Source organism: Halioglobus sp. HI00S01 (genome assembly GCF_001635445.1).
In the GTDB taxonomy this organism is placed as follows: Bacteria; Pseudomonadota; Gammaproteobacteria; order Pseudomonadales; family Halieaceae; genus Halioglobus; species Halioglobus japonicus.
In genome coordinates, this window is sequence record NZ_LWEE01000062.1 from 187,099 (window position 1) to 206,894 (window position 19,796).

Below are 19,796 nucleotides of genomic sequence, written 5' to 3' on the forward strand. Positions count from 1 at the left end.
GACTCAATTTCCTCGCTGAATATTCCGGTGAAGGTCGCCGCTGAAACTTACCAGGAGGTGGCTGACGGCCAGGTTGCAGGAGATGATAATCGGTCCGATATTATGGATGTAAGCGCTGCGGCTGATGACCTCGATGACGTATTTGATGATGCGGCTGACGACCTCGATGCCGTATTTGAAGATGCGGCTGATGGCCTCGATGCCGTATTTGAAGATGCGGCTGATGGCCTCGACGCAGTATTTGACGATGCGGCTGATGGCCTCGACGCAGTATTTGACGATGCGGCTGATGGCCTCGACGCAGTATTTGACGATGCGACCGATCTGGATGTAAGCGCTGCGGCTGACGGATTTGATACCGTGCTTGACGGACAATCTGGCGAACTGGATGTGCTGAGTGGCAATGCCGACACAGAGGCGGCGATTAAAGGTGATACCTACGATGATCCGGTACCTGATCTAATTGACGATTATCTTAGCGCTGATGATGACGATGAAGAGGGAAGTGCCGTAGATCAATTGCCGGGTGGTGCAATGTCCGTACTTGCGGGCGATCCTGAAGGGTTCGATGAGTTATTTGGCGGGGCCTCGGAAGACGGATCGATAGATGTCCTTTCACTGATGGATGAAGACAGCGACGAGGATGAGATTGAACCAGCTGCCTCTGGTGTTGCTGGCTTGACCCCAGACGATGTTGATATCGACAAGACTTTTGCAGAGGCTGTGCCGGGCGAACATGAAGCAGATCATCTGAGTGATGTGACCATACCTCAAGTTGAAAGATCAACGGCTGTAGTTTTTGACCCGCTTCCTTCTGCCGCTACCACGTCACAGCTTTCTGAAATACAAATTGACCATGCCCCAGAAAACATAGCTTTCGACGATGTTCCGGAGCAGCAGGCCTCGATACTGACGGAGTTCCTCGAAGATTTTTATTCAGAGGCGGATATCCAGATAGAGCGTATTGAGGACGCTGTGTCGCACTGGGAGGCAGCCCCATCAGATCCGGAGCATATCAACGATCTCCGGCGAGTGCTCCATAACCTAAAGGGGATGTCCAACGCAGTAGGTCTGAACGTTTACGGAACGTTGATACACAATTTCGAGACACTCCTCGACAGCCTTGATCTAGGCGATGTTGGAGCGGAGTCATTTTTTGCGATCATAAATATTTGGCTGGATTCTGCCGTTGGCGCTTTTGATCGAATCAAGGAAACAACGGCCGATATCGACTATTCCATCCCGTCGCGCTCCGATACCCCGGAAGAGATTGATCAAGAGCCTGCGCATGATGGTGCTGGAAACTCTGATCATCAAGATAATGGTGTAGGCTGGTTCATCCCGCGCAACGTGGATTTTGATTTCGTCGATGACGCGCAACGGGGAACCGAGCTTTCACCCGATTTTCTACCGGACTTCAAATCTGATACGGATTCGACCCTGGAAACACTTCAATCCGCAGTTGATCACTGGGAAGAAGCTCCAACAGAAGGCATGGCTGCTCGTGACTCTGTTTTGCGATGCCTTCACAACCTGAAGGGCGTAGCCCGCGGCCTTGAGCTGTCTGTTCTTGGCACTTTGTGCCATAACTTTGAAAGTCTTCTTGAGGCTGTCCCCTCACCGTCAACGGTTGGAGAGAGGCATTTTTTCAAAGTTCTTAGCGTGTGGACTGAGTCGCTGGTTTCAGGTTCTGAGGCTGTCGAATCAACACTGCGTGACGTTGAGTCCGAATTTCCTATAGTGTCCGGGGTGGTAGTTACGCAGTCGATTATCGACGCGTTATACGATGAAAACACCGTGTCCGATACTGCTGCTGACGATGGCGTCACTTCAGCCGTTGATAGTTTGATTCCTTCCACGATCGGGCAGGATGATTCCGAGGAGCAGGCTCTCGCCGCTGAGGGCATGCGACAAATAACTCAGCAGCAATCTGTGAAGCTATCTGTTGGGGATGTTGACCAGCTGCTGAACCGGTGTAATCAGATCGCACAGCTAGGGGTAGGCGGGCAAACCCAGATCGCTATGGCCAGGGCTGCGTCCACGGATGCCCTTGGCCGGCTACGTCAATTTAGGTCGCAATTGCAGCGGATGTCTGCGGAAACGATGAGAGCAACATCTGCATCTAACATGTCTGATGGGGGAATGGATGCGCTTGAAATGGATCGTTACTCTGCGACGCAGGAATACATAAATATCCTTCTGGAGGGTGTCTCCGACCTCGACGATATGATCCAGGCAGCGACAGCAAGCATATCTGGTGCAGAACAGTCGCTCCTGAAGCAAGCGTTTTCGACAAGCTCGATGAATGCGTCACTTCGGTCCACGAGGATGGTACCAGTGAGCCGGCTTATGCCTGGTCTCAAAAGGATTGTTCGGACAACTGGCAATGACCTTGGGAAGAATGTTCGATTCGAAATTGAGAGCGAATCTGGTGCGCTTGACCGAGACTTCTATGATCGCGTGAGGGTCGTGCTAGAGCACATGGTTAGAAACGCGCTTGACCATGGTATTGAGAGGCCCGAGGTTCGTGCGTCATACGGCAAGCCTGCTGCTGGCGTAATCAAGATCAGTGCAAGGAAAGTCGGCGGAGACTTTATCTTTAAGCTTGCGGACGACGGGAAGGGGATTAGCCCTGACGTCATGCGTGAGGAGGGCATTAAGAAGGGGCTAATCTCTTCTTTTGATGAGGTCACTGATGACGAAGCGTTGCGGCTCATCTTCAGGAAGAAGTTCTCCACTGCCACAGAGGTAACCCAGGTTAGCGGCCGAGGCGTGGGCATGGACATTGTCATCGACGAAGTCAGCAAGATGGGCGGACACATCGATATCCAGTCGACACCCAACGAAGGCACTGTGTTCACTTTCACCATCCCATCGAATATCAGCTTCAACGGAGCTTTGCTTGTCACCGCAGGTGCTGATAAGTATGCAGTACCACTCGAAGGGCTCCTGCTCGTTGGTGAGGTCCCCGCTGACGCCTATTTCAAGGCGATGCAGGAAGGTAGTGAAATTACCGTAAGCGGTCATGCTTGCGAGGCAGCGTATCTTGGGACGATCTGTCACGGGACGCGCCCGCCAGAACGATCAAGCTGGGGGCAAACGATTCCTTGCCTAGTCGCTGGAACAGACGGACGCAGGCTAGCAATTTCTGTAGATGAAATTGAGGAGGCCTTGGACTTGGTGGTCCGTAGCCTTGGCGCTCAGTACAACGCAGTACCAGGAGTAGCTGGAGCAGCAACCGGTGGTTCGGGAGAGGTTATGATCGCACTCGACCTGAACTCTATGGTTAGAAGTCTTGGGGCTGTCACAACGACCTTCGCAGAGCAAGAAGAGGCAGCAAACAATGCAGTTACTGTGCTGGTGGTAGACGACTCACGAACTCAGCGAACAGTTGCAACAACCCGACTGAAGTCGGTTGGCATTGAGACCTGCACCGCGGAAAATGGACGAGTAGCACTGAACACCCTGGCCGATATGCCGAGATTGCCAGATGCCATCCTGTTAGATATTGAAATGCCTGTGATGGATGGGCTGGAATGTCTTGCTGAAATAAGACGGTCTCAACGGTTCTCTGAAATCCCCGTCATTATGGTCACATCACGGACGGGAGAGAAGCATCGGAAGCTTGCCGAGGACGCTGGGGCAAATGCCTTCCTCGGTAAGCCATTTAACTTCACGCTTTTGGTCGAAACGTTAGGCAAGCTAACGAACCAAGAAATAGAGATGGTGTAATCAATCATGAAGGACTCCGAAGTAGCTTCGTCGCCAGGGGGTGTCGTTTTGCCGGTCAGTGAGAAGGACACCTGGTTATTACCGTTCAATACTGTAGCAGAGATCGTAGCCGTGCCTAACGCTGGCGCGAATCCGCCAGACTCGTACGAGTGGCGAGGAATGAATCTGATTGTTATTGATCTCGATCGGAAATCACATGCGCCCTGGAACCAGAAGCAGCTTAATGCAGGCTTGCTGGCGATTATAGTCTGCCTCCGGGGTGATGATGACGCAGTAGAGTCAACGACACACTACGCAATACCTGTTCGGGGGCAGCCAGCACAGATCAAAAGCATAGATTTCGATTCTTTTACGCCATGTGACGAAAGTGTGGAAAGCGAATATGCGTTGTCGTCATTTATGATGGATGGGGCGCTATGCCACATACCTGACCTGATGTCTATTCAGGACGCAATTGATGGCGCCTGATAGGGTTCGGACATTCCTATCGAGCACTTTCTTAAGGCGTTTTCTCATTATTTTGACTTTTGCTGGCAATGTGTCTGCAGAAGACCAGTCTGCTGCGGAGGTTGTGGCCTACCGAGTGGCGATGGGATTTAACGCTGTACTAACTTCCCCGGATGGGAAAGAGGCGGCGCAGCTGATTGCCACCTGCGCTGCGCTCGCTATGCAATACCAAAAAGAGCCCGAAATCGAATACTTTACGCGATTGGCGGCCGAATCAGTTTTACCGTACATTCTCAGGTCAGGTGCTGCTAACTCTTCGGAGCATGATTCTGCATCTAACCGGGCTGTTTCGTATTTAGTCGCTGATCTTCTTGTTCATCGACAATTCGGTTACGTCAATGGTGTCGCTGAGACGAGTGGTCGACCTGTAGAAGAGACGTTTGTTCGGATTCGGAACAAGGCCGGTTGCTATGACCTACTTGCGATTGATTTGCCAGGCTAGCACCTGTGCTGCGACCTCTGACATGGGAGATAATCCCATTCAAAACGAGAATCGACGCTATTGATGCTTTCCGGCCTGAGGTGGAGGGAGGGGCACTACTCGTAACTCTCGGACATGAGGCCGAAGGTGTTGAAAAACATATTTGGCTAGCCGGAGATGTAAATACCTTAGCGAAAATGGCGGTTGGCCAGCATCTTAGCATAGCGATACTCAAGCTAGGTTCGCGCACACCGATCATTATTGGTACCAACATACACGCCGCATGCGGGTCGAATGATTTTTTATCGACTCAATTAGAATCGGAATTGCAGCGCGCCCGGTTGAAGCTTTTGAGTGTCGCGTGTTTAATCCTCGGTGTTTGCCTTATTGTAAACTCCCCTATCGCACTAGCTGCGGTATCTGCGCTTTTCTTAATGTACACCGTCGCGTTAAGCGTATCCTATCGAAAATTGCGTCTCGCCCTGTCTGAAACAAGCTCTCTCCTGAATCGCTACTAGCCTCGCGGCTGTTCGATATAAATATGCGAAATCCCCTTCTATTTGTATAAAAACGGATACTTCCGAAGACATACCGATGTAAAATTTAACAGTAGTATTTAGGGGATCGATTATGGGCGACCAGGCAAACGTGGAATCGAGTGCTTCAGAAGACACTTTACTGGATTACAAGAGTTTTTTAGACGGATTACTTACGCTTTTAGCGAGCAAGGGTGGATCAGATCTATTCCTGACCACGGGTAACCAGCCCACGGGCAAGTTTGACGGCGTTTTTAAGAAGATGTCAGACCGAAAGCTTTTGCCGGGTCAGGTCGCAGGCATAGCGCAATCTATCCTTGATAGGGTGCAACGTGACGAGTTTGAGGAAACACTCGAGGCAAACCTCGCATACAGTATGCAGGGCGTCGGTCGGTTTCGAATTAATTGCTTTGTCCAGCGTAACGAGGTAGCGATGGTATGCAGGAATATTGTGACCAACATCCCAACGTGGCAGTCACTCCGTCTCCCAAAAGTACTTCCTGAAATCATGCTGCGTAAGCGCGGTCTCATTCTCTTCGTTGGTGCAACAGGCAGCGGAAAATCGACTTCATTGGCGGCGCTTATTGATCACCGAAATGAAACACAACAGGGTCATATCATCACGATTGAAGACCCAGTCGAGTACGTTCACAACCATAAAAAATCTATCGTCAACCAACGCGAGGTGGGAGTTGACACTCGAAACTGGCACAATGCGTTGAAGAACACCCTACGCCAAGCGCCTGACGTTATCCTAATCGGAGAAATCCGTGACCGGGAGACAATGGAACACGCGATTGCCTTCGCCGAAACTGGGCACCTTTGCATATCCACATTACACGCTAACAACGCGAACCAAGCTCTCGATCGCATCATTAATTTCTTCCCCGAAGATCGGCGAGCGCAACTATTGCTTGACCTATCACTTAACATTCAAGCCTTCGTTTCGCAGCGACTCATACCTACCATTGACCAAAAGCGCGTCGCGGCTATCGAGGTTATGTTAGGCACAAGCTATATCAGGGATCTCATCAAGAAGGGGGCTATTGGAGAGATAAAAGAAGCGATGATGAAGAACTCCGATAACGGCATGGTTACATTTGACGACGCTGTTACAAAGCTCTACGAAGAAGGACTTATCTCTGAGGCGGAGGCAGTTAAAAATGCTGACTCACAAAATGATGTTCGCCTCAAGATCAAGATGATTAACCAGAAGCGGGGCCTGGAACCTTCTGAGACTGTCCCCGTGCAGATGGATAAAGATAGGGTCGACGCCATTATATCGGAGGGCGAGAAATCACGGTCGGGTCCACCGAGTTCGCGGGCCATATTTGGCACGCCGGAAGAGAGGAAGAAAGCTTCTAATCCAGGAGGATTATCTCTGATGGATGAAGATACGTAGCGCGGCTCAGTAATCAGCTGGTTACGTCAGTTATTTCGACTTATTTCGTCGATAAGACAGTATTAATAACAGATAATTAAGCTCGCCGTACCTATTAGAGAGGGGGTTTTGATGCTGAATGTTCAACGTACCACAGCCATTGGTGCTGCGCTTTGCGTTCTGGTCTCGGCACTTCCAACAAGTGCCGAGGCACAACCGCATTGCAGAAAGTCGCCAAGCTTGTCAGCACCTACTGTGCCGGACGGTTCTACGGCCTCCGAGTCCGAAATGCTTTCTGCGAGAGCTCAGGTCACCGCATTCATTGAGAAGAGTGAGAAGTGGCTGAATTGTCATTCCGTTAAGACTTTGAATTTTGACACGCTTATTGAGAATCGTTTGATTGTGATAGTGAATGAACTTGGCGACGAGTTTAATACTGAGTTGCGCGAGTATCATTCCAAGCAGGCTGAGGCTGCTATAGGCCACTGATTGAATGCGCCTGTTTTCTACAGATGACCTAGAAGGTTTGCGCGCAGCGATTGAAGGATTCTTACTTCTCTCATTCGATGTGTTGCCTGGTAGATATTGTAGCAATGCATTTGTGGCTAATGTTGCTGGCTATCCGAGCTATAACGCGCTTCACACCAGGCTCGCGAACATTGGGCTGTCGCTGGAAGCTGGCCCCGTAGTTCTCAAGCCAAATATCTCTGCTATATACGAGTCTATGCGCTTCATCACTGGCCCATGCTATATTTCAAAAGAGGAGTGTCAGCGCCGGATTGGTCTTTTTCTCGAATCCCTGCCGACTTCAATGATCCCTGGGCCGCCCTCTGGACCCAACGATGAATATTTGCAGGGCAGCGTGCGAAGCGAGCAATGGGATCAGCTGATTTCGGGAAGCGAATTGCAGTCGCTTTTCCCTAGCCTACGTGACACGATCATTCCAACATCAATCCGAAAGGCCTCTATCAGCGTGGCACTTCGTGTGCTCCGAGACAACTATCGTAGGTCATCAATGACCCAAGCAGAAGTCAAGGCATTTGAACGACAGCATCCATCCGTGGTCGAGGACATCATAGATCTGATCGAAATTCGCGATGACCCATACACCAAGTTCTTGCGCGACGGAGCGCAAACGGACTACACCTTTTACACTGTTTGCCCTTCTGGTTCTGATGGAGTGACTTTTTTGTCGAATTCGGTTACGAGTTACCACAATCTCGTAGCTGTCGTTAGGCAATATAAACTTGTTGATACCGCTGGATTAAGCTGGCAAGAGCACTGGGAGGCAGGCGCGGCGATGTTTGACCAAGTGACGCATGTGTATCGCTGGTGCACAGATTCTTGGTCTTGGTCAGAGTGCGCCTCAGTTTCTATGGCGACTATCTGGTTGAATCCAAAACCGTACGTATCTACTGTGATATCGCCAGAAGGGATGGCAGCGATACATGGGAGACGATTTGGGGAAACCTTTGGGCGCTTTGAGGCCGAGTTTTTCAATGCATTGACACCGTCGCCCATTGTCCGACCGAAAGGCGCTCCGCTGACGAAAGAAGGGACATCCAACACGTTGCATGTCATAACAGACATAGTGTGCTTTCAAGACGACAATAATCTTTGTTACGGCGCGGATATGGCGAAATTAGCAACTGCGCCGATGATTTCTACAGTCGGTGCTAGCTATCTCGACAGCGATCTATCGCCTGGCTGCAGAAGACCTTTTTTTGGCCCGGCACAACACATCTTTTGGCTTACGCATGAGAATGTTGAGCGAGGAGTAGTTGGGGCTGACTAGGGCTGCCAGGTACCCTGCCATACTTCTACGATATAGAGTCAATTGAGGTTATTGCACGCGCCTTTGCCTTGAAATTGTTGTGCGTTTCAAAATGCACAACGTCGTCACGTTCCTCCAAGGCGAGGAACTCCTCCCGAGTCAATTTGCGAACCAATATGCCATCGCGGTTCGTGAACGCATAAGTTTTTGCGGTTTCATCGTACACTGCCATTCTTGCCAGTAGAGGCGGCGCGGTGTCGTGAAAGCCTATCCACACGCCAGTTTCAAGGATGTCCCTCTGCGACGCAAAATCCCCACCTCTCGTGCCCCCAGTGTCCATTATTGCGCTCCCACCGAGGTCACGAGAGAGATCGAGGTCAAGATCAAGGTCAAGCTCAAGTTCGCTATCTAGTTCAGATCCCGTTGCCGAACCTTGTGAGCCGAACTCTGCCGACGCTCGAGCATATTCAACCGTTGTTAACTCGGACGCGCCGCTAGTTATGGCCTCTAAATTGGAGCTATAAAGCTCGTCGAGCTCAGCCTTTATAAGGCACTTGGAATGAATAAGATCTGCGCAATTTCGGTAGCCAACGGCACCGGTCTCCTTACCGGTGGCGTCACAAAATATGATTTCTGACGTTGACAGTCTGTTTGTGAGTAGCAGGTGTATCCCGCATTCAAGCGGACCGCCATTGAGCGCATAATACCATTGGCCATTCACCAATAAACCAGATGCCAAAGGGTCATGGGCGCTATCATAGGCGTACGGCGGTGACTCTATAGGCTGGTGAAACTCAAGGCCAGACGTTGAACCACTGGCCGCTTTCAAAAGGTGCCAGCGGAGTATTTCGATCTCACTACTCTTGGCGCTTTCGTCGTGCATGTAAAACAGCAACAAACTGTCAATTGTCGCCAGGATCTCATTACTCTCGGGGTCTTGGGATGGACTTGGGTCTTCGCTGCTGGCATCTTTCGGCCGCATTGAATCACACAGCATTTGTGTCGCTGCGATGCTGCTTGCCCACTCATTCGAACCATTCCCAAGTTTTAGGTAGCAAAGCTGCAAGCTTCTGTACCATGGGCCCTTTAAAAAATCGGCTACCCTCGCTGGGATCTTAAATCCGGCGATTGCTTCGTTAACAACTACACTTGCTGCCTGTGAGGCCATCAATGCTTGCTGTCGCCCGTTCTCAGCGTCGCGGGCTCTTGCGATAATTAGGGAGGATCGGCGAGCGCGGCGCTTAATCTCAGCTTCTAGTGTCTCTGCAAGCCCTTGGAAATTTCCGCTTTCTGAGCTCAAGTATGAGCTGGCTGCTTTTCCTATGATGTCGATCTCAGCGCGGTTCCCGGGCAACAATGCAATTTTTATAAGCTCATCGATAAAATTGGGGCTTGATGAAAACGTCTTTACAAAAAACTGTTCGTAGTCAAAGCTTGCAATAGCCTGCGTGAGTGGCCGTGCTAAGTAAGCATGTGATACATAATCGTTACCGTTGTCTATGATTGAATCGAATATCTTGTCGATTGTTGCAATAAGCGCCGATTGCGTGCTCGAAATTTCAGGAACACCAGCAACCTGTCTAGACGTTGGGGTATGCGGAAGGGTCTTTAGCAGCGTCTGTGCTAGTTCGCGCCGCTTAGTCACCCCCAGGGCATGTGGTTGATTGGTACGTTTAAATTCTTCGACCAGCAGCGCAACACGCTTGATCTGTGGGAGTAAGTCGGATCTTTCCATTCGCCTTCGGACTAACAGTGTCTATTCGGCAATAATATCCTTATAGCCCAGGTAATGGCAGTTTATCCGAGCCTTTCTTGGGGTGTCTCTCGCAGTTCCCGGCAGTTTTCGAGCTGCTCGTGGTATAAGTTCCTTCGCTGTTCAAGCTCGGTCGCCACGCGTACAAGCCATTCTTTGTCTTTGTAACTGCGTCTGTTGTACCCAGCATGCCCCTCATGGTAAGCAAGGTACTGGTTATAGGCGTCGTGATGGTGTATTTCGGATCGTTGCTTGCTTTGGTGGTTGTACCAACCTATGAAGTCGACTGAGTCTCTGAAGCTGGTTCGCTTCGCCCACTGATTGCGCACGCTCGCCTTATAATCACTCCACGTGCCATCTAGCGCTTGTGAATATCCATAAGCAGATGACCGGCGCTTGCCCGGTAAAAAGCCATAGAGCAGCGTTCTGGGCGGTCTGGCGTAGGCCTCAAAGCTTGATTCGTGATCAATGATCGCGAGTGCTGAGGCAACGGGCGTCCCCCAGCGTTGCTCTGCTGACTTTGCATAAGCGTACCAACTCGGCTGACTCACCATCATCTCGCATGCATTGTCCGTATTGATCCTGGGGGACAAGGATCTAACGTCTGCCGTATAGAAATATCCACTTAACACTATAGCCGCCGCCAATAACATAAGATTCGATTTCATCGATGGTTTTTCCTCTCCCACAGTCTGTATAGGATATTCGATCACGCCTTCTTGCGTGGTGTACTGGTGGTACATTGGAGAGATTATTTGGTGATTTTATTTTGCCATCACGGTCTGCTTGTGGGAGGCTGGTAATAGGGCTGCACACGCTAGCGGTCTATCGGCAGCATCCTGTTTATAAAGCAATTGGCGAGGTTGATATGCACCAAACCAGTACAGAACGACCTGAGGTATCGACGGACAGCGCCCCTAGAGCCATTACCTATGTGGCCCAGGATGTATTCGATGCTACGCCTCCTGATTTGCGGGAAGAGCTCAATCTTGCGGTTCGCGAACCGGGCGACTTGATTGATCCCTCGCTGCCTGGCGTATCTATCACTCCTGCTAAGTAGCGATCGGGGCCGTCATGGTCAGGATGCAGGATGCGCTAAGAGTCCTCGCTGATTTTAGTGCCCCACTGAACCTACCTAACGATGTTCAAATCAGCGTCTTCGGACACTGGAAAGAAATTACTGGCGAGTCTGGCTCCTACGGGGGCATCTACAGGCCAGGCGCAAGGCCTGGGGATCGCACTGAAGTCGCGGTGGCATGTTACAACCACTCTACAGCCGAGGCCCTGCTAAGGACATTGCGCCACGAGGTTCAAGGTCACTATCTCATCAATACGTTGACGCCTGAGCAAAAGGCGAATGTCCTGTCTCAGATTATCGATATGCAGAGTGAACCTTCGATGCAGCCCCTGTGGGACGAGGTTTCGGGTGCTTACGCCGATCAGGGCATTACCGTCCAGGCGGAAGAAGTCTTTGCAAATATCGCACAGGACGTGGACGCGTCCCTCCCCAGGGATTTGAGGCCAGCTGCAACGGATCGGGATATTACGCCAAAGGAACGGATTGCGGGGTTTATTCACGATCAGTGCGACCGGATTTCTACCGGTCTTGCTAAGACACAGATTTTCTATGTGAATGATGTGCACCCCAAGTTATCTGCTGATCCCGCGGAGTTTGAGCGCAGAGCGAGCGCTAAGGAAGGTGCGAGTCTGGATGGCAGTAGGCGGGTGGCTTCAGTTTCCTTGGGGATGAATTAAGAGGCCGGCGCTTTGGGCGGCTTTGTATGTCCGCTGGGCCTCGGCGAGGTGCTCAGCAAGTAACCGGCGGTAGATTCGTTTTTCAATCCGAAATCAGCGATGTAGGTAGCGAATGTTGCTGGTGACTGCCGCGTCGTTAGCATAATCAGCTCCGGTGACACTCCAACTTCTAAGCACGAAAAAATGAATCCACGGCGGCACGAGTGACCGGTGAGGGATTCTGCTTGCGTAACACCAGCGGCGGCAGCCCTTCGTCGCAGTATGGTTTGCACGTACTCCTTATGCAGTGGTTTGTCGGTGATCTGATTAGACGCGGTCACGTGGCGAAAAACGCGTTGTGTCGGGTTATTAGTGTCAGGGCACAGGCTTAGCCACTGGCCGAGCAATTCGTGCGGGCACACTGCGCGCTCGGTGGCTTGCAGGGCAATGGTGTGCCCCTCGTTACCTTTATCTGTCTTTGATCCCATCAGCGTGATCAGCGTTCTATCGCTGTGAGCTGTAATGTTGCCTCGTTCAAGAAGTGCTACTTCTGAGCGCCTCAACGCTCCAAACCACATTGTGCTGAGGAGCGCCGCGTCACGGACTTCACTCAGGCTGTCCCCCAGGCTTTGCAAGATCAGCTCCAGCTCCTGCAGTAATAGTGGGGGCGCCTTGCCGCGCGCACTGGAGCTTGCCGCGGGCGTATGCAGGAGTGCGTCTTGCACGGCCTGTGCGCGAGAGGGGTCTGGTAATCCTAATTGCGCGTGAAGCCAGGACAGCGCCGAGATGGCGGTATTCAAGGAACTGCGAGAGAGGTGTTGGTTTTGGGTGACAAACGCAACCACAGAGCTGCTGCTGGCAGGGATCGCGTGCCCCTGGGATCGGTACTTATCAATCCAGGTGCGATACACCCGGGCGGTGGATTCCCTGACCGTGTTTTGCCGCGGCGCGGCGCGAGTTAATTGACGTGTCACAGGCACGAGCAGGTCCTTCGGTGGCGGGCCCTCAGTCTAATAGATGCCGTTATCCGTGTAAATGTATTGTTTACACGTTCTTATATGTGGCTTTGTTTTGCATTTCTATGCTCGTTATCGTAACGTACTGTAACGCGTTACGTTATGTTTGAGGTGAGCAATGCCCCGAAGAGAGCTCGCAACCTTCCTGAAGGTCGACAAGGTCGCCAGAAAGCTGGTGTCAGAGGGAAAGACGCCCACAGCGCGGCTGGTTCATGCGGCGCTTGGCGAGGGCTCCCTGACCACCATTACCAAGCACCTTGAGACCTGGCAGTCCCAGTCGGGCATCACCAAAGAGTCCGGACTTGATGCTTTGCCGGCGCCGGCGCAAGAAGCGCTACTGGGCGGGCTTGTGGCGGCCGTCGATTTAATCAAGGACAGGTACGCAGACGTTGCCCATGGGATGGTTGATCGCGCAGAACAACAATTGGAGGTGGCTGAAACGCAACTGGCGGAGACAGTAGCGGCGTCGGAAACCGCAGCGCAGGCTGCGGCCGCCGAGATCGCCTCTCTCTCAGCGGAACTGGCCGACTGCCGAGAGATTATCAAGTGCAAGACGGATGAGCTGAAGGCCGCGCAGGACGCGCTGCAGGCGGCCAATGAATCCCTGGCGGCTACCGAGGCCGAATCCCACGAGCGTGGGCAGGCGCTGGAGGAGGCGCGTCAGGTGGCGCGCGAGGCCACGCGAGAAAAGGCACGGCTGTATGACCAGCTCATTGAGTTGGGTCCGACCATCCGCAAGGAGTTTCAGTCCCAGCTTGATACCCGGGACGAGCGGATTGATCAGCTCAATATCGACTTGCGCCAATCAGCCGAGGAGGTCAGCAACGCGAAGGGAGAGCTTGCGGTCACTCGCCTGGCGCTGGAGGATTCCGAGAGGCGCCTTGGGGCTTTGCAGGACGACAAACACCGCCTGGAATCCGCTGAAACAGTGGCGAGGACCGCTCTAAAGAAGGCGCAGGAGGCCCGGCAGGCTGAGATCACTACGGTGCGGGACGAGGGAGTACAGGCCCGGAAGCTACTGGAGGATCAGCTCGCCGCCGGTGCGGCGCGAGAGAAGGAGCAACGTAAGACGATTGCGGAACTATCACGGGCACTAGGACAGCAGCGGCGTAAGCAAGACGGGCAGGGCGACAGCGACAGTCACCCCCATAGCGGTGCGGAGGCGGAAGAATGACCGATATACGATGGTGTCATAGGTGGTCTTTGGCCTGTGGCATGGAGGCAGGTGCATGAATAGAACGCATGGACAGACGGATGATATCGAGCTTGTGACCTATCCTGCTGATTGGTACAAATCAGAGACAGCCCTGCTGCTCTTCATGAATTGGCTTTATCTCCCCAGTCGGGAGCCAGCTCGCTACTGTGATCCGTTTTTCTGTGTAGAGAAAGATCCCACCTGGCATTCTCTGCAAAAGATTCTCAGTCAAATTCACGCTCGTGCGCTTTTGAGAGCAAAGGATTTTCAATCCGATGATGAAGATATAGTGACTTATCTTGCAGACTGGTGGAATGATCCCGAAATCCAGCCCTCGCTATCGAAGCACATGCCCCAGGGTCTCCGTGGAAACAAACATGACGAAATCGCAGTGGCTTTTTTCAATAACGTTATCCAGGGGCTTCCTCAGCCAGATGGGGCCATAGGCATGCTATCCAAAGAAGAGCCTCCTGCCTCTAGTGTGACTCTACCCCTCAAGTGGTACAAAGACGATGAGCTTGCTTCAGCTCTCATCGAAATTCTAACGCCCTCAAGGGTCGATCGCTTCCTGTCTACAGTGAACCCAAATAGGCCGTGCACCCCCTCTCGCCCGAGAGTTAAACTTGCCCTTCGGGACATTGCCTACGAAATGACATTGGCGTCATACGTTTACCCAAGCGATGTTAGCGTCATCTACCCTGAAAACTGGTCGGCCCGCCCCGTGCTCAAGAAAGTCCTAGATCAATATTTTCCGAATCACGCCAACGAAGCAAAAGATCTTGTATTAGAAAAACTCGGCGATGCTGCGCCCTTCGTTGCCTATAGCGAGCTGGCAGGCACATGACAGTAGCAATACTCAAAACCAATGCCAGCAAGCACAGCTATCACCGTCCCCTCGCCCACATCTTTACGTTTGACACTTGCCAAGGCGAAGAGCGGGACGTGGTTTTCTACTCAATGGTCGCGACTCGGTCAATGGATCGATTGAACTACATCTTCCCCAAAGACCTTCGCGTGTCCGAGGATGAATTGGATGGGAAGCTCAAATTCCAGCGGCTGAACGTGGGTTCTCGCGCGGCAAAACAACAGACGAGGGCCGCGCTGGAGAAGAATGACCAGGTCCGGCAAGCTGAAGTCATCGCGGTACGGGAAGAGGCAGCACAGGCGCGGAAGCTTCTCGAGGACCAGCTAGGCGCTGCAGAAGCGCGAGAAGTGGAGCAACGCAAGACGATTGCGGAGCTATCACGGGCACTAGGACAGCAGCGGCGTAAGCAAGACGGGCGGGGCGACAGCGACAGTCACCCCCATAGCGGTGCGGAGGCGGAAGAATGACCGATATACGATGGTTTCACAGGCGGTCTTTGGCTTGTGGCATGGAGGCAGGAGCATGAATAGAACGCATGAACAGACGGATGATATCGAGCCGGCCGAGGTTAGCACTGAGCCGCAGGCAGCTGAGGCGTCCGGCTTGCAGCGCTTCCTACAGTCGCTATCCGGTTACTACGCCAATTTCCTGGAGACGTCCTTCCACAAAGCGAGGCTCCCCAAGCGGCAATACGCGACACGGGATAGGCAGAACAACCGAGTAGGCATTAGAACAGAGCGCTACACGGCATTCCGAACACTGCTCGTCGGGAAGCTCACGCAAAAGACCGTCGCCAGTTTTAAGGTTTCACCGAACAAGTATCGATCAGCACTTCCTGCTGCGCTGTCGTCCGGTATCGCCGCATCAATCGCCAAGACAGACACGAGCGAGCTGCCTGGCCTGCTGGATGCCAGCCGGGCATTTTTAGCGTCAGTCGACGGAACACCGGATCTCGAATTGATTGCCGAGCGCGTGGGTAACGACATTGAGAGCTACGCTCACTCGCAAGTCGTTGCACCAGTGCTGGACCTGCTGGGCCCCATTTTTGAAGGCCAGGCGTCTGTGGCTACGGCCGCTGACCAGCTTAATACCTTTGATGCCGAGATTGTGGGCCTGATCTGCGAAGAGGCCCGCGATGCTATCCCGACCGCCATCAGTGAATTGATTATCACCAAGGACCGGGCGGCATGGGACGCCTTAGCGGAGCGTTTCTGTGACAAAGAACGTATTACCGCCATATTGACGCGCTACTTCGCTGACTTCGGTGCCTCAGATGTGTACACAGAACTGCGAGAGATGCTGTCCTCTCGGCAGATTCTCGATAACACGGTGATCTACCTCAACATTGGCGAGGTGCGGGCAGACAAGGCCACCTTCCCCTTGTATTTCATACCGGTGACCGCAACGACCGAAGGGCCGGATATCCGCTTGGAGTTCCAGGCGCACCTGTTTGCGAACAAGCGTGCTATCGACTTTGTCGTGGGCGAGCTGGCGGCTGCAACCAAGTCCACCATACCCAGCCCTCTGTCTGAGCGCATTTTCTACAAACAGGAAGACCAGTCCTTTATTTCACTCGCCGAGGAGACACTTTATAAGGTGTTGATTGGGCTGCAAGCCGAGGGCGAGGTCGATCTCAAGGCGAAAGGCCAAACAGTGGCGCGGGGCCCTACTTATAAAATCACCAATGACATCACCTTCTCTCTGAGCGACCAGTCGGATGAGTCTATCGTCAACGACTACGAGGCCCTGATGACGGGCATCGGTGAGGGAGGGGAGCTGATGGAGCACTTCTCCGAGCTTCTCGAAGGATTCCTGACGACCAACCCAGTGTCCATCGAGCATGAAGTTGATCAAGAGTGGGAGCAGTGCAGTACGCCTGACAGGCTGGTGTTCGAAAGCCCGCTGCCATTGGCCGAGGAACAGCGCAAGATACTGTGCGCGGTCAGGAACGACAAAGGACGCTTTATCACCGTTGAAGGCCCGCCAGGTACTGGCAAATCGCATACCATCGCAGCCATAGCGTTTGAGCAGATCCTCAAAGGGCGCAACATCCTGGTGCTGTCAGACAAAACGGAGGCGTTGGATGTGGTGCAGGCGAAGCTCAACGATGTGATCGAGCGCATCCGTGGGGGTGAGGCCGCCTACGTTAACCCGATTCTGCGACTGGGTAAGACCGACTCGAACTACGCTAATATCGTCAAGAATTCATCGATTCAAAACATCAAGACCGCGCTCCACACGTTTAACGCGAGCAGGGCCTCATTTGAGCGTGAATATGACAATCTTCGTGACGGTCTGAAAACGGGCGTCACTGACAGCATTGATGCCTGTGCCGCTATCGACATGAGCAAGGTCGGTGAATTCCACGCGAGAGAGTCGGCCTTCCGCCATGCACACCCCCAATCCGATGATTGGAGCCAAGATAGCGAGCGCGACCTTGAGGCGGTGATCCGCTTCCACCGCCTGTTGGACAGGCACCGAGACTTCTTCGCCGACCTTGCCGGCCAGGAAGACGATGATTTCCTATCGTTGGGTTTTGTGTACGAGCTCCGGGCTTTGGTCGGCGACGCCGATGCGAACCTCAGTTTGCTCGCCAGGGAATTCCCGAATCTTAATCTCACCCATGCGGCGCAACTGGCACGCCTCTGCAATGACCTTGCCGACCTAAGGATGCCAGTGTTCGGGTATATCTTTGCAGGCAGTGGCGTGAAGGGGCTCGCGCGAGATATCGAGGAGACTTGCGGGCAGTATTTCGAAAAGCCCCAGCAACATATGGATACATTGCGAGCACTCGCCGGGGTGCCGGATGGTTTAGCGAAGCTGCTGAAGAGTCGAGGGCTGTCGGGGCAGCGCAGTGCCTTGCTGTTCCAAATGCTCTCTTGCGGTATCGATCTGAGTGATGACGACGCCCAGGTTATCGCGGACTATTTGGCGGTGCGGCACGACAGGCTGGCCGAGGATCTGGGGGTGCCGGCGTCGCTCTCTCAGCTGATCGGTGCAGACACCGCGGCGCTTCAACTCTTTTCCGATTACGAGCGCTTACGCGCGGATGAGGCGGAGCTGTCTGAGGCGTTCGCGGCGGTACCCGATTTTGATTACCTGGCGGGCAAGACGGAGTTTGAGGATTTGAACGCCCAGGTGCTAACCACCACTATTGATGAGCGCGTGGTCAATTTCGTCACCAAGCAACGCGCAGACGCCAAGACTCTCTTGCAGATCATTCGGAGCAAAGGCAAGTTCCCGGCCGACAAGTTTAAGGTACTGAAAGAGGCCTTCCCCTGCATGATCGCGGGGCTGCGCGAATATGCAGAGTTCATCCCGCTGGAATCGGAACTGTTTGATCTTGTCATTATTGATGAGGCATCGCAGGTCTCTATCGCACAGGCCCTGCCAGCCATTCTCCGCGCGCGAAAGATGATCGTTATGGGGGATAGGCGCCAGTTCGGTAACGTCAAAACGGCGCAGGCCTCTATAGCACTCAACAACGCGTATTTCGCAGAAGTGCGTGAGACATTCGATACGGCGGTGGCGCAGGGGGACCTATCGGCGATCGAGCGGCTCAAGAAACTGAATATCACAAATTCGGTTATGGATTTCTTCGATCTTACGACCTCTTACAGCGTACAGTTAAGAAAGCACTTTAGGGGATACCCCGAAATTATTGGTTTTTCGTCTAAATTCTTCTATGACGGAAGCCTGCAAGTGCTCAAGATTCGCGGTAAGCCTATCGACCAAGTGCTTGAATTTGTTGAGAATGATGAGCCTGACGCTCTCGAGATCCACAAGAATGCAAACGATTGGGAGGCCGACGTTATCATTGAGCGTCTTGAGGCTTTGCTCACCCTCGATGAGCCGCCAACGGCGGCTGTAATCACCCCCTTTCGCGAGCAGCAGCAGAAGATCGCACGGCAGATATCAGACCACCCGCTATACGAACAGTTCAGAGACCGGCTCAAGATCGCCATCTTTACGTTTGACACCTGCCAGGGCGAAGAACGGGACGTGATTTTCTACTCGATGGTCGCGACTCGGTCTATGGACCGATTGAACTACATCTTCCCCAAAGACCTGCGCGTGTCCGAGGATGAGTTGGATGGGAAGCTCAAATTCCAGCGGCTGAACGTCGGGTTCTCGCGCGGCAAAGAAAAACTGGTCTTCCTGCTGTCAAAACCCATAGATGAATATAAAGGCGCCACACGACAGGCGCTGATGCATTACCGTGATGCCTACGAGGCGGCAAAGACGGCCCCAACCGAGGATCAAGTTGACGCCAACTCCCCCATGGAAAGGAAGGTCCTGCAGTGGTTGAACGAAAGCGCGTTTGTTACGTCGCACCAGGGTGAACTGGAAATCGTGCCTCAGTTCGAGCTGGGCACCTACCTAAAAGCACTGGATCCATCGTACCAACACCCGGCCTACAAGGTTGACTTCCTGTTGCGTCTGACTCGGGATACCGGCGTGGCACAGGTTGTGCTTGAATATGACGGTCTGGAGCATCATTTCACACAGCGGGAGCGCGTGGATGCCAGTAACTGGGATCATTACCTGACAGGCGCCGACATAGAGCGCGAATTGGTCCTCGAATCATACGGTTACAAGGTTCTCAGGATAAACCGCTTCAACGTTGGGCGCGATCCGGTCACTGAGCTCGACCGCCGGCTTCACAGGATCTTTGATGAATTCGACGCCGCCGCCAGTCAGCACGAGATGCTGGCCGAAATGCAGGCAAAAACGGTTGGCAACATCCAAGGACTAGCTGCCGGGACTCACAAAAAATGCTCGCGCTGTGATCAAATAAAGGAAAAAGACGCGTTCTCGGACAGCAGCTTAAAGACCGGGTACGGGCGCTACTGCCGATCATGCAAAAATGGATGACGGGTGG

General features: G+C 52.9%; 15 protein-coding genes. 12 read left to right on the top strand and 3 right to left on the bottom strand.

Features of this window, described 5'->3' with window-relative positions; all coding sequences use genetic code 11:
• Positions 1-621 precede the first annotated feature (621 nt).
• The 6 genes from A3709_RS11385 (at position 622) to A3709_RS11415 (ending at position 8,372) form a co-directional block, all read left to right on the top strand.
• Positions 622-3,732, top strand: coding sequence for a response regulator (locus A3709_RS11385; protein ID WP_231871168.1), 3,111 nt, complete (start codon positions 622-624; stop codon positions 3,730-3,732).
• A gap of 6 nt (positions 3,733-3,738) precedes the next feature.
• Entirely contained in the window at positions 3,739-4,200 is a 462-nt protein-coding gene (locus A3709_RS11390; RefSeq protein WP_066054464.1) for a hypothetical protein, read from the top strand.
• A complete protein-coding gene (locus A3709_RS11395; RefSeq protein WP_066054467.1) occupies positions 4,190-4,681 on the top strand; it encodes a hypothetical protein in 492 nt (163 codons plus the stop codon). Before A3709_RS11390 ends, A3709_RS11395 begins: the two co-directional genes overlap by 11 nt.
• A gap of 609 nt (positions 4,682-5,290) precedes the next feature.
• Positions 5,291-6,598, top strand: coding sequence for a PilT/PilU family type 4a pilus ATPase (locus A3709_RS11405; RefSeq protein WP_082850076.1), 1,308 nt, complete (start codon positions 5,291-5,293; stop codon positions 6,596-6,598).
• A 111-nt stretch (positions 6,599-6,709) separates the two neighbouring features.
• A complete protein-coding gene (locus A3709_RS11410) occupies positions 6,710-7,066 on the top strand; it encodes a hypothetical protein (RefSeq protein WP_156507705.1) in 357 nt (118 codons plus the stop codon).
• 4 nt (positions 7,067-7,070) lie between these two features.
• Positions 7,071-8,372, top strand: a complete 1,302-nt coding sequence (locus A3709_RS11415; RefSeq protein WP_066054472.1) for a hypothetical protein — start codon at positions 7,071-7,073, stop codon at positions 8,370-8,372.
• 25 nt (positions 8,373-8,397) lie between these two features.
• Here A3709_RS11415 and A3709_RS11420 read toward each other — a convergent pair whose 3' ends face one another.
• Entirely contained in the window at positions 8,398-10,086 is a 1,689-nt protein-coding gene (locus tag A3709_RS11420; RefSeq protein ID WP_066054474.1) for a DUF1631 family protein, read from the bottom strand.
• A gap of 62 nt (positions 10,087-10,148) precedes the next feature.
• Positions 10,149-10,772, bottom strand: coding sequence for a hypothetical protein (locus A3709_RS11425; protein ID WP_066054986.1), 624 nt, complete (start codon positions 10,770-10,772; stop codon positions 10,149-10,151).
• 200 nt (positions 10,773-10,972) lie between these two features.
• On the opposite strand from A3709_RS11425, the gene A3709_RS11430 reads away from it, so the two are divergent.
• Positions 10,973-11,164 (top strand): hypothetical protein, encoded by a 192-nt coding sequence (locus tag A3709_RS11430; protein ID WP_066054476.1) that lies wholly within the window; start codon positions 10,973-10,975, stop codon positions 11,162-11,164.
• Positions 11,165-11,178: 14 nt separating this feature from the next.
• Positions 11,179-11,859: a hypothetical protein gene (locus A3709_RS11435; RefSeq protein ID WP_066054477.1), complete on the top strand. Its 681-nt coding sequence runs from the start codon at positions 11,179-11,181 to the stop codon at positions 11,857-11,859.
• Here A3709_RS11435 and A3709_RS11440 read toward each other — a convergent pair.
• A complete protein-coding gene (locus A3709_RS11440; RefSeq protein WP_197484158.1) occupies positions 11,856-12,818 on the bottom strand; it encodes a tyrosine-type recombinase/integrase in 963 nt (320 codons plus the stop codon). The two genes, A3709_RS11435 and A3709_RS11440, sit on opposite strands and share 4 nt — an antisense overlap.
• Before the next feature lie 154 nt (positions 12,819-12,972).
• Here A3709_RS11440 and A3709_RS11445 point away from each other — a divergent pair, with 154 nt between their 5' ends.
• Genes A3709_RS11445 through A3709_RS11460 form a run of 4 tightly spaced genes read left to right on the top strand, consistent with a single transcriptional unit; the run spans position 12,973 to position 19,789 of the window.
• Positions 12,973-14,028, top strand: coding sequence for a DNA-binding protein (locus tag A3709_RS11445; RefSeq protein ID WP_066054482.1), 1,056 nt, complete (start codon positions 12,973-12,975; stop codon positions 14,026-14,028).
• A gap of 55 nt (positions 14,029-14,083) precedes the next feature.
• On the top strand, positions 14,084-14,893 hold the full coding sequence (locus A3709_RS11450) for a hypothetical protein (protein WP_066054484.1): 810 nt from the start codon (positions 14,084-14,086) through the stop codon (positions 14,891-14,893).
• Complete coding sequence (locus A3709_RS11455) at positions 14,890-15,381, top strand: hypothetical protein (protein ID WP_066054488.1); 492 nt, start codon at positions 14,890-14,892, stop codon at positions 15,379-15,381. Before A3709_RS11450 ends, A3709_RS11455 begins: the two co-directional genes overlap by 4 nt.
• A gap of 55 nt (positions 15,382-15,436) precedes the next feature.
• On the top strand, positions 15,437-19,789 hold the full coding sequence (locus A3709_RS11460) for an AAA domain-containing protein (protein WP_066054490.1): 4,353 nt from the start codon (positions 15,437-15,439) through the stop codon (positions 19,787-19,789).
• Positions 19,790-19,796 lie beyond the last annotated feature (7 nt).

Excerpts from the sequence above, each read along its gene's own strand:
- A3709_RS11420 (WP_066054474.1), bottom strand. The coding sequence starts at position 10,086 with ATGGAAAGATCCGACTTACTCCCACAGATCAAGCGTGTTGCGCTGCTG.
- A3709_RS11460 (WP_066054490.1), top strand. The coding sequence starts at position 15,437 with ATGAATAGAACGCATGAACAGACGGATGATATCGAGCCGGCCGAGGTT.
- A3709_RS11395 (WP_066054467.1), top strand. The coding sequence starts at position 4,190 with ATGGCGCCTGATAGGGTTCGGACATTCCTATCGAGCACTTTCTTAAGG.
- A3709_RS11405 (WP_082850076.1), top strand. The coding sequence starts at position 5,291 with ATGGGCGACCAGGCAAACGTGGAATCGAGTGCTTCAGAAGACACTTTA.
- A3709_RS11425 (WP_066054986.1), bottom strand. The coding sequence starts at position 10,772 with ATGAAATCGAATCTTATGTTATTGGCGGCGGCTATAGTGTTAAGTGGA.
- A3709_RS11415 (WP_066054472.1), top strand. The coding sequence starts at position 7,071 with ATGCGCCTGTTTTCTACAGATGACCTAGAAGGTTTGCGCGCAGCGATT.
- A3709_RS11390 (WP_066054464.1), top strand. The coding sequence starts at position 3,739 with ATGAAGGACTCCGAAGTAGCTTCGTCGCCAGGGGGTGTCGTTTTGCCG.
- A3709_RS11430 (WP_066054476.1), top strand. The coding sequence starts at position 10,973 with ATGCACCAAACCAGTACAGAACGACCTGAGGTATCGACGGACAGCGCC.
- A3709_RS11385 (WP_231871168.1), top strand. The coding sequence starts at position 622 with ATGGATGAAGACAGCGACGAGGATGAGATTGAACCAGCTGCCTCTGGT.
- A3709_RS11450 (WP_066054484.1), top strand. The coding sequence starts at position 14,084 with ATGAATAGAACGCATGGACAGACGGATGATATCGAGCTTGTGACCTAT.
- A3709_RS11410 (WP_156507705.1), top strand. The coding sequence starts at position 6,710 with ATGCTGAATGTTCAACGTACCACAGCCATTGGTGCTGCGCTTTGCGTT.
- A3709_RS11435 (WP_066054477.1), top strand. The coding sequence starts at position 11,179 with ATGGTCAGGATGCAGGATGCGCTAAGAGTCCTCGCTGATTTTAGTGCC.
- A3709_RS11455 (WP_066054488.1), top strand. The coding sequence starts at position 14,890 with ATGACAGTAGCAATACTCAAAACCAATGCCAGCAAGCACAGCTATCAC.
- A3709_RS11445 (WP_066054482.1), top strand. The coding sequence starts at position 12,973 with ATGCCCCGAAGAGAGCTCGCAACCTTCCTGAAGGTCGACAAGGTCGCC.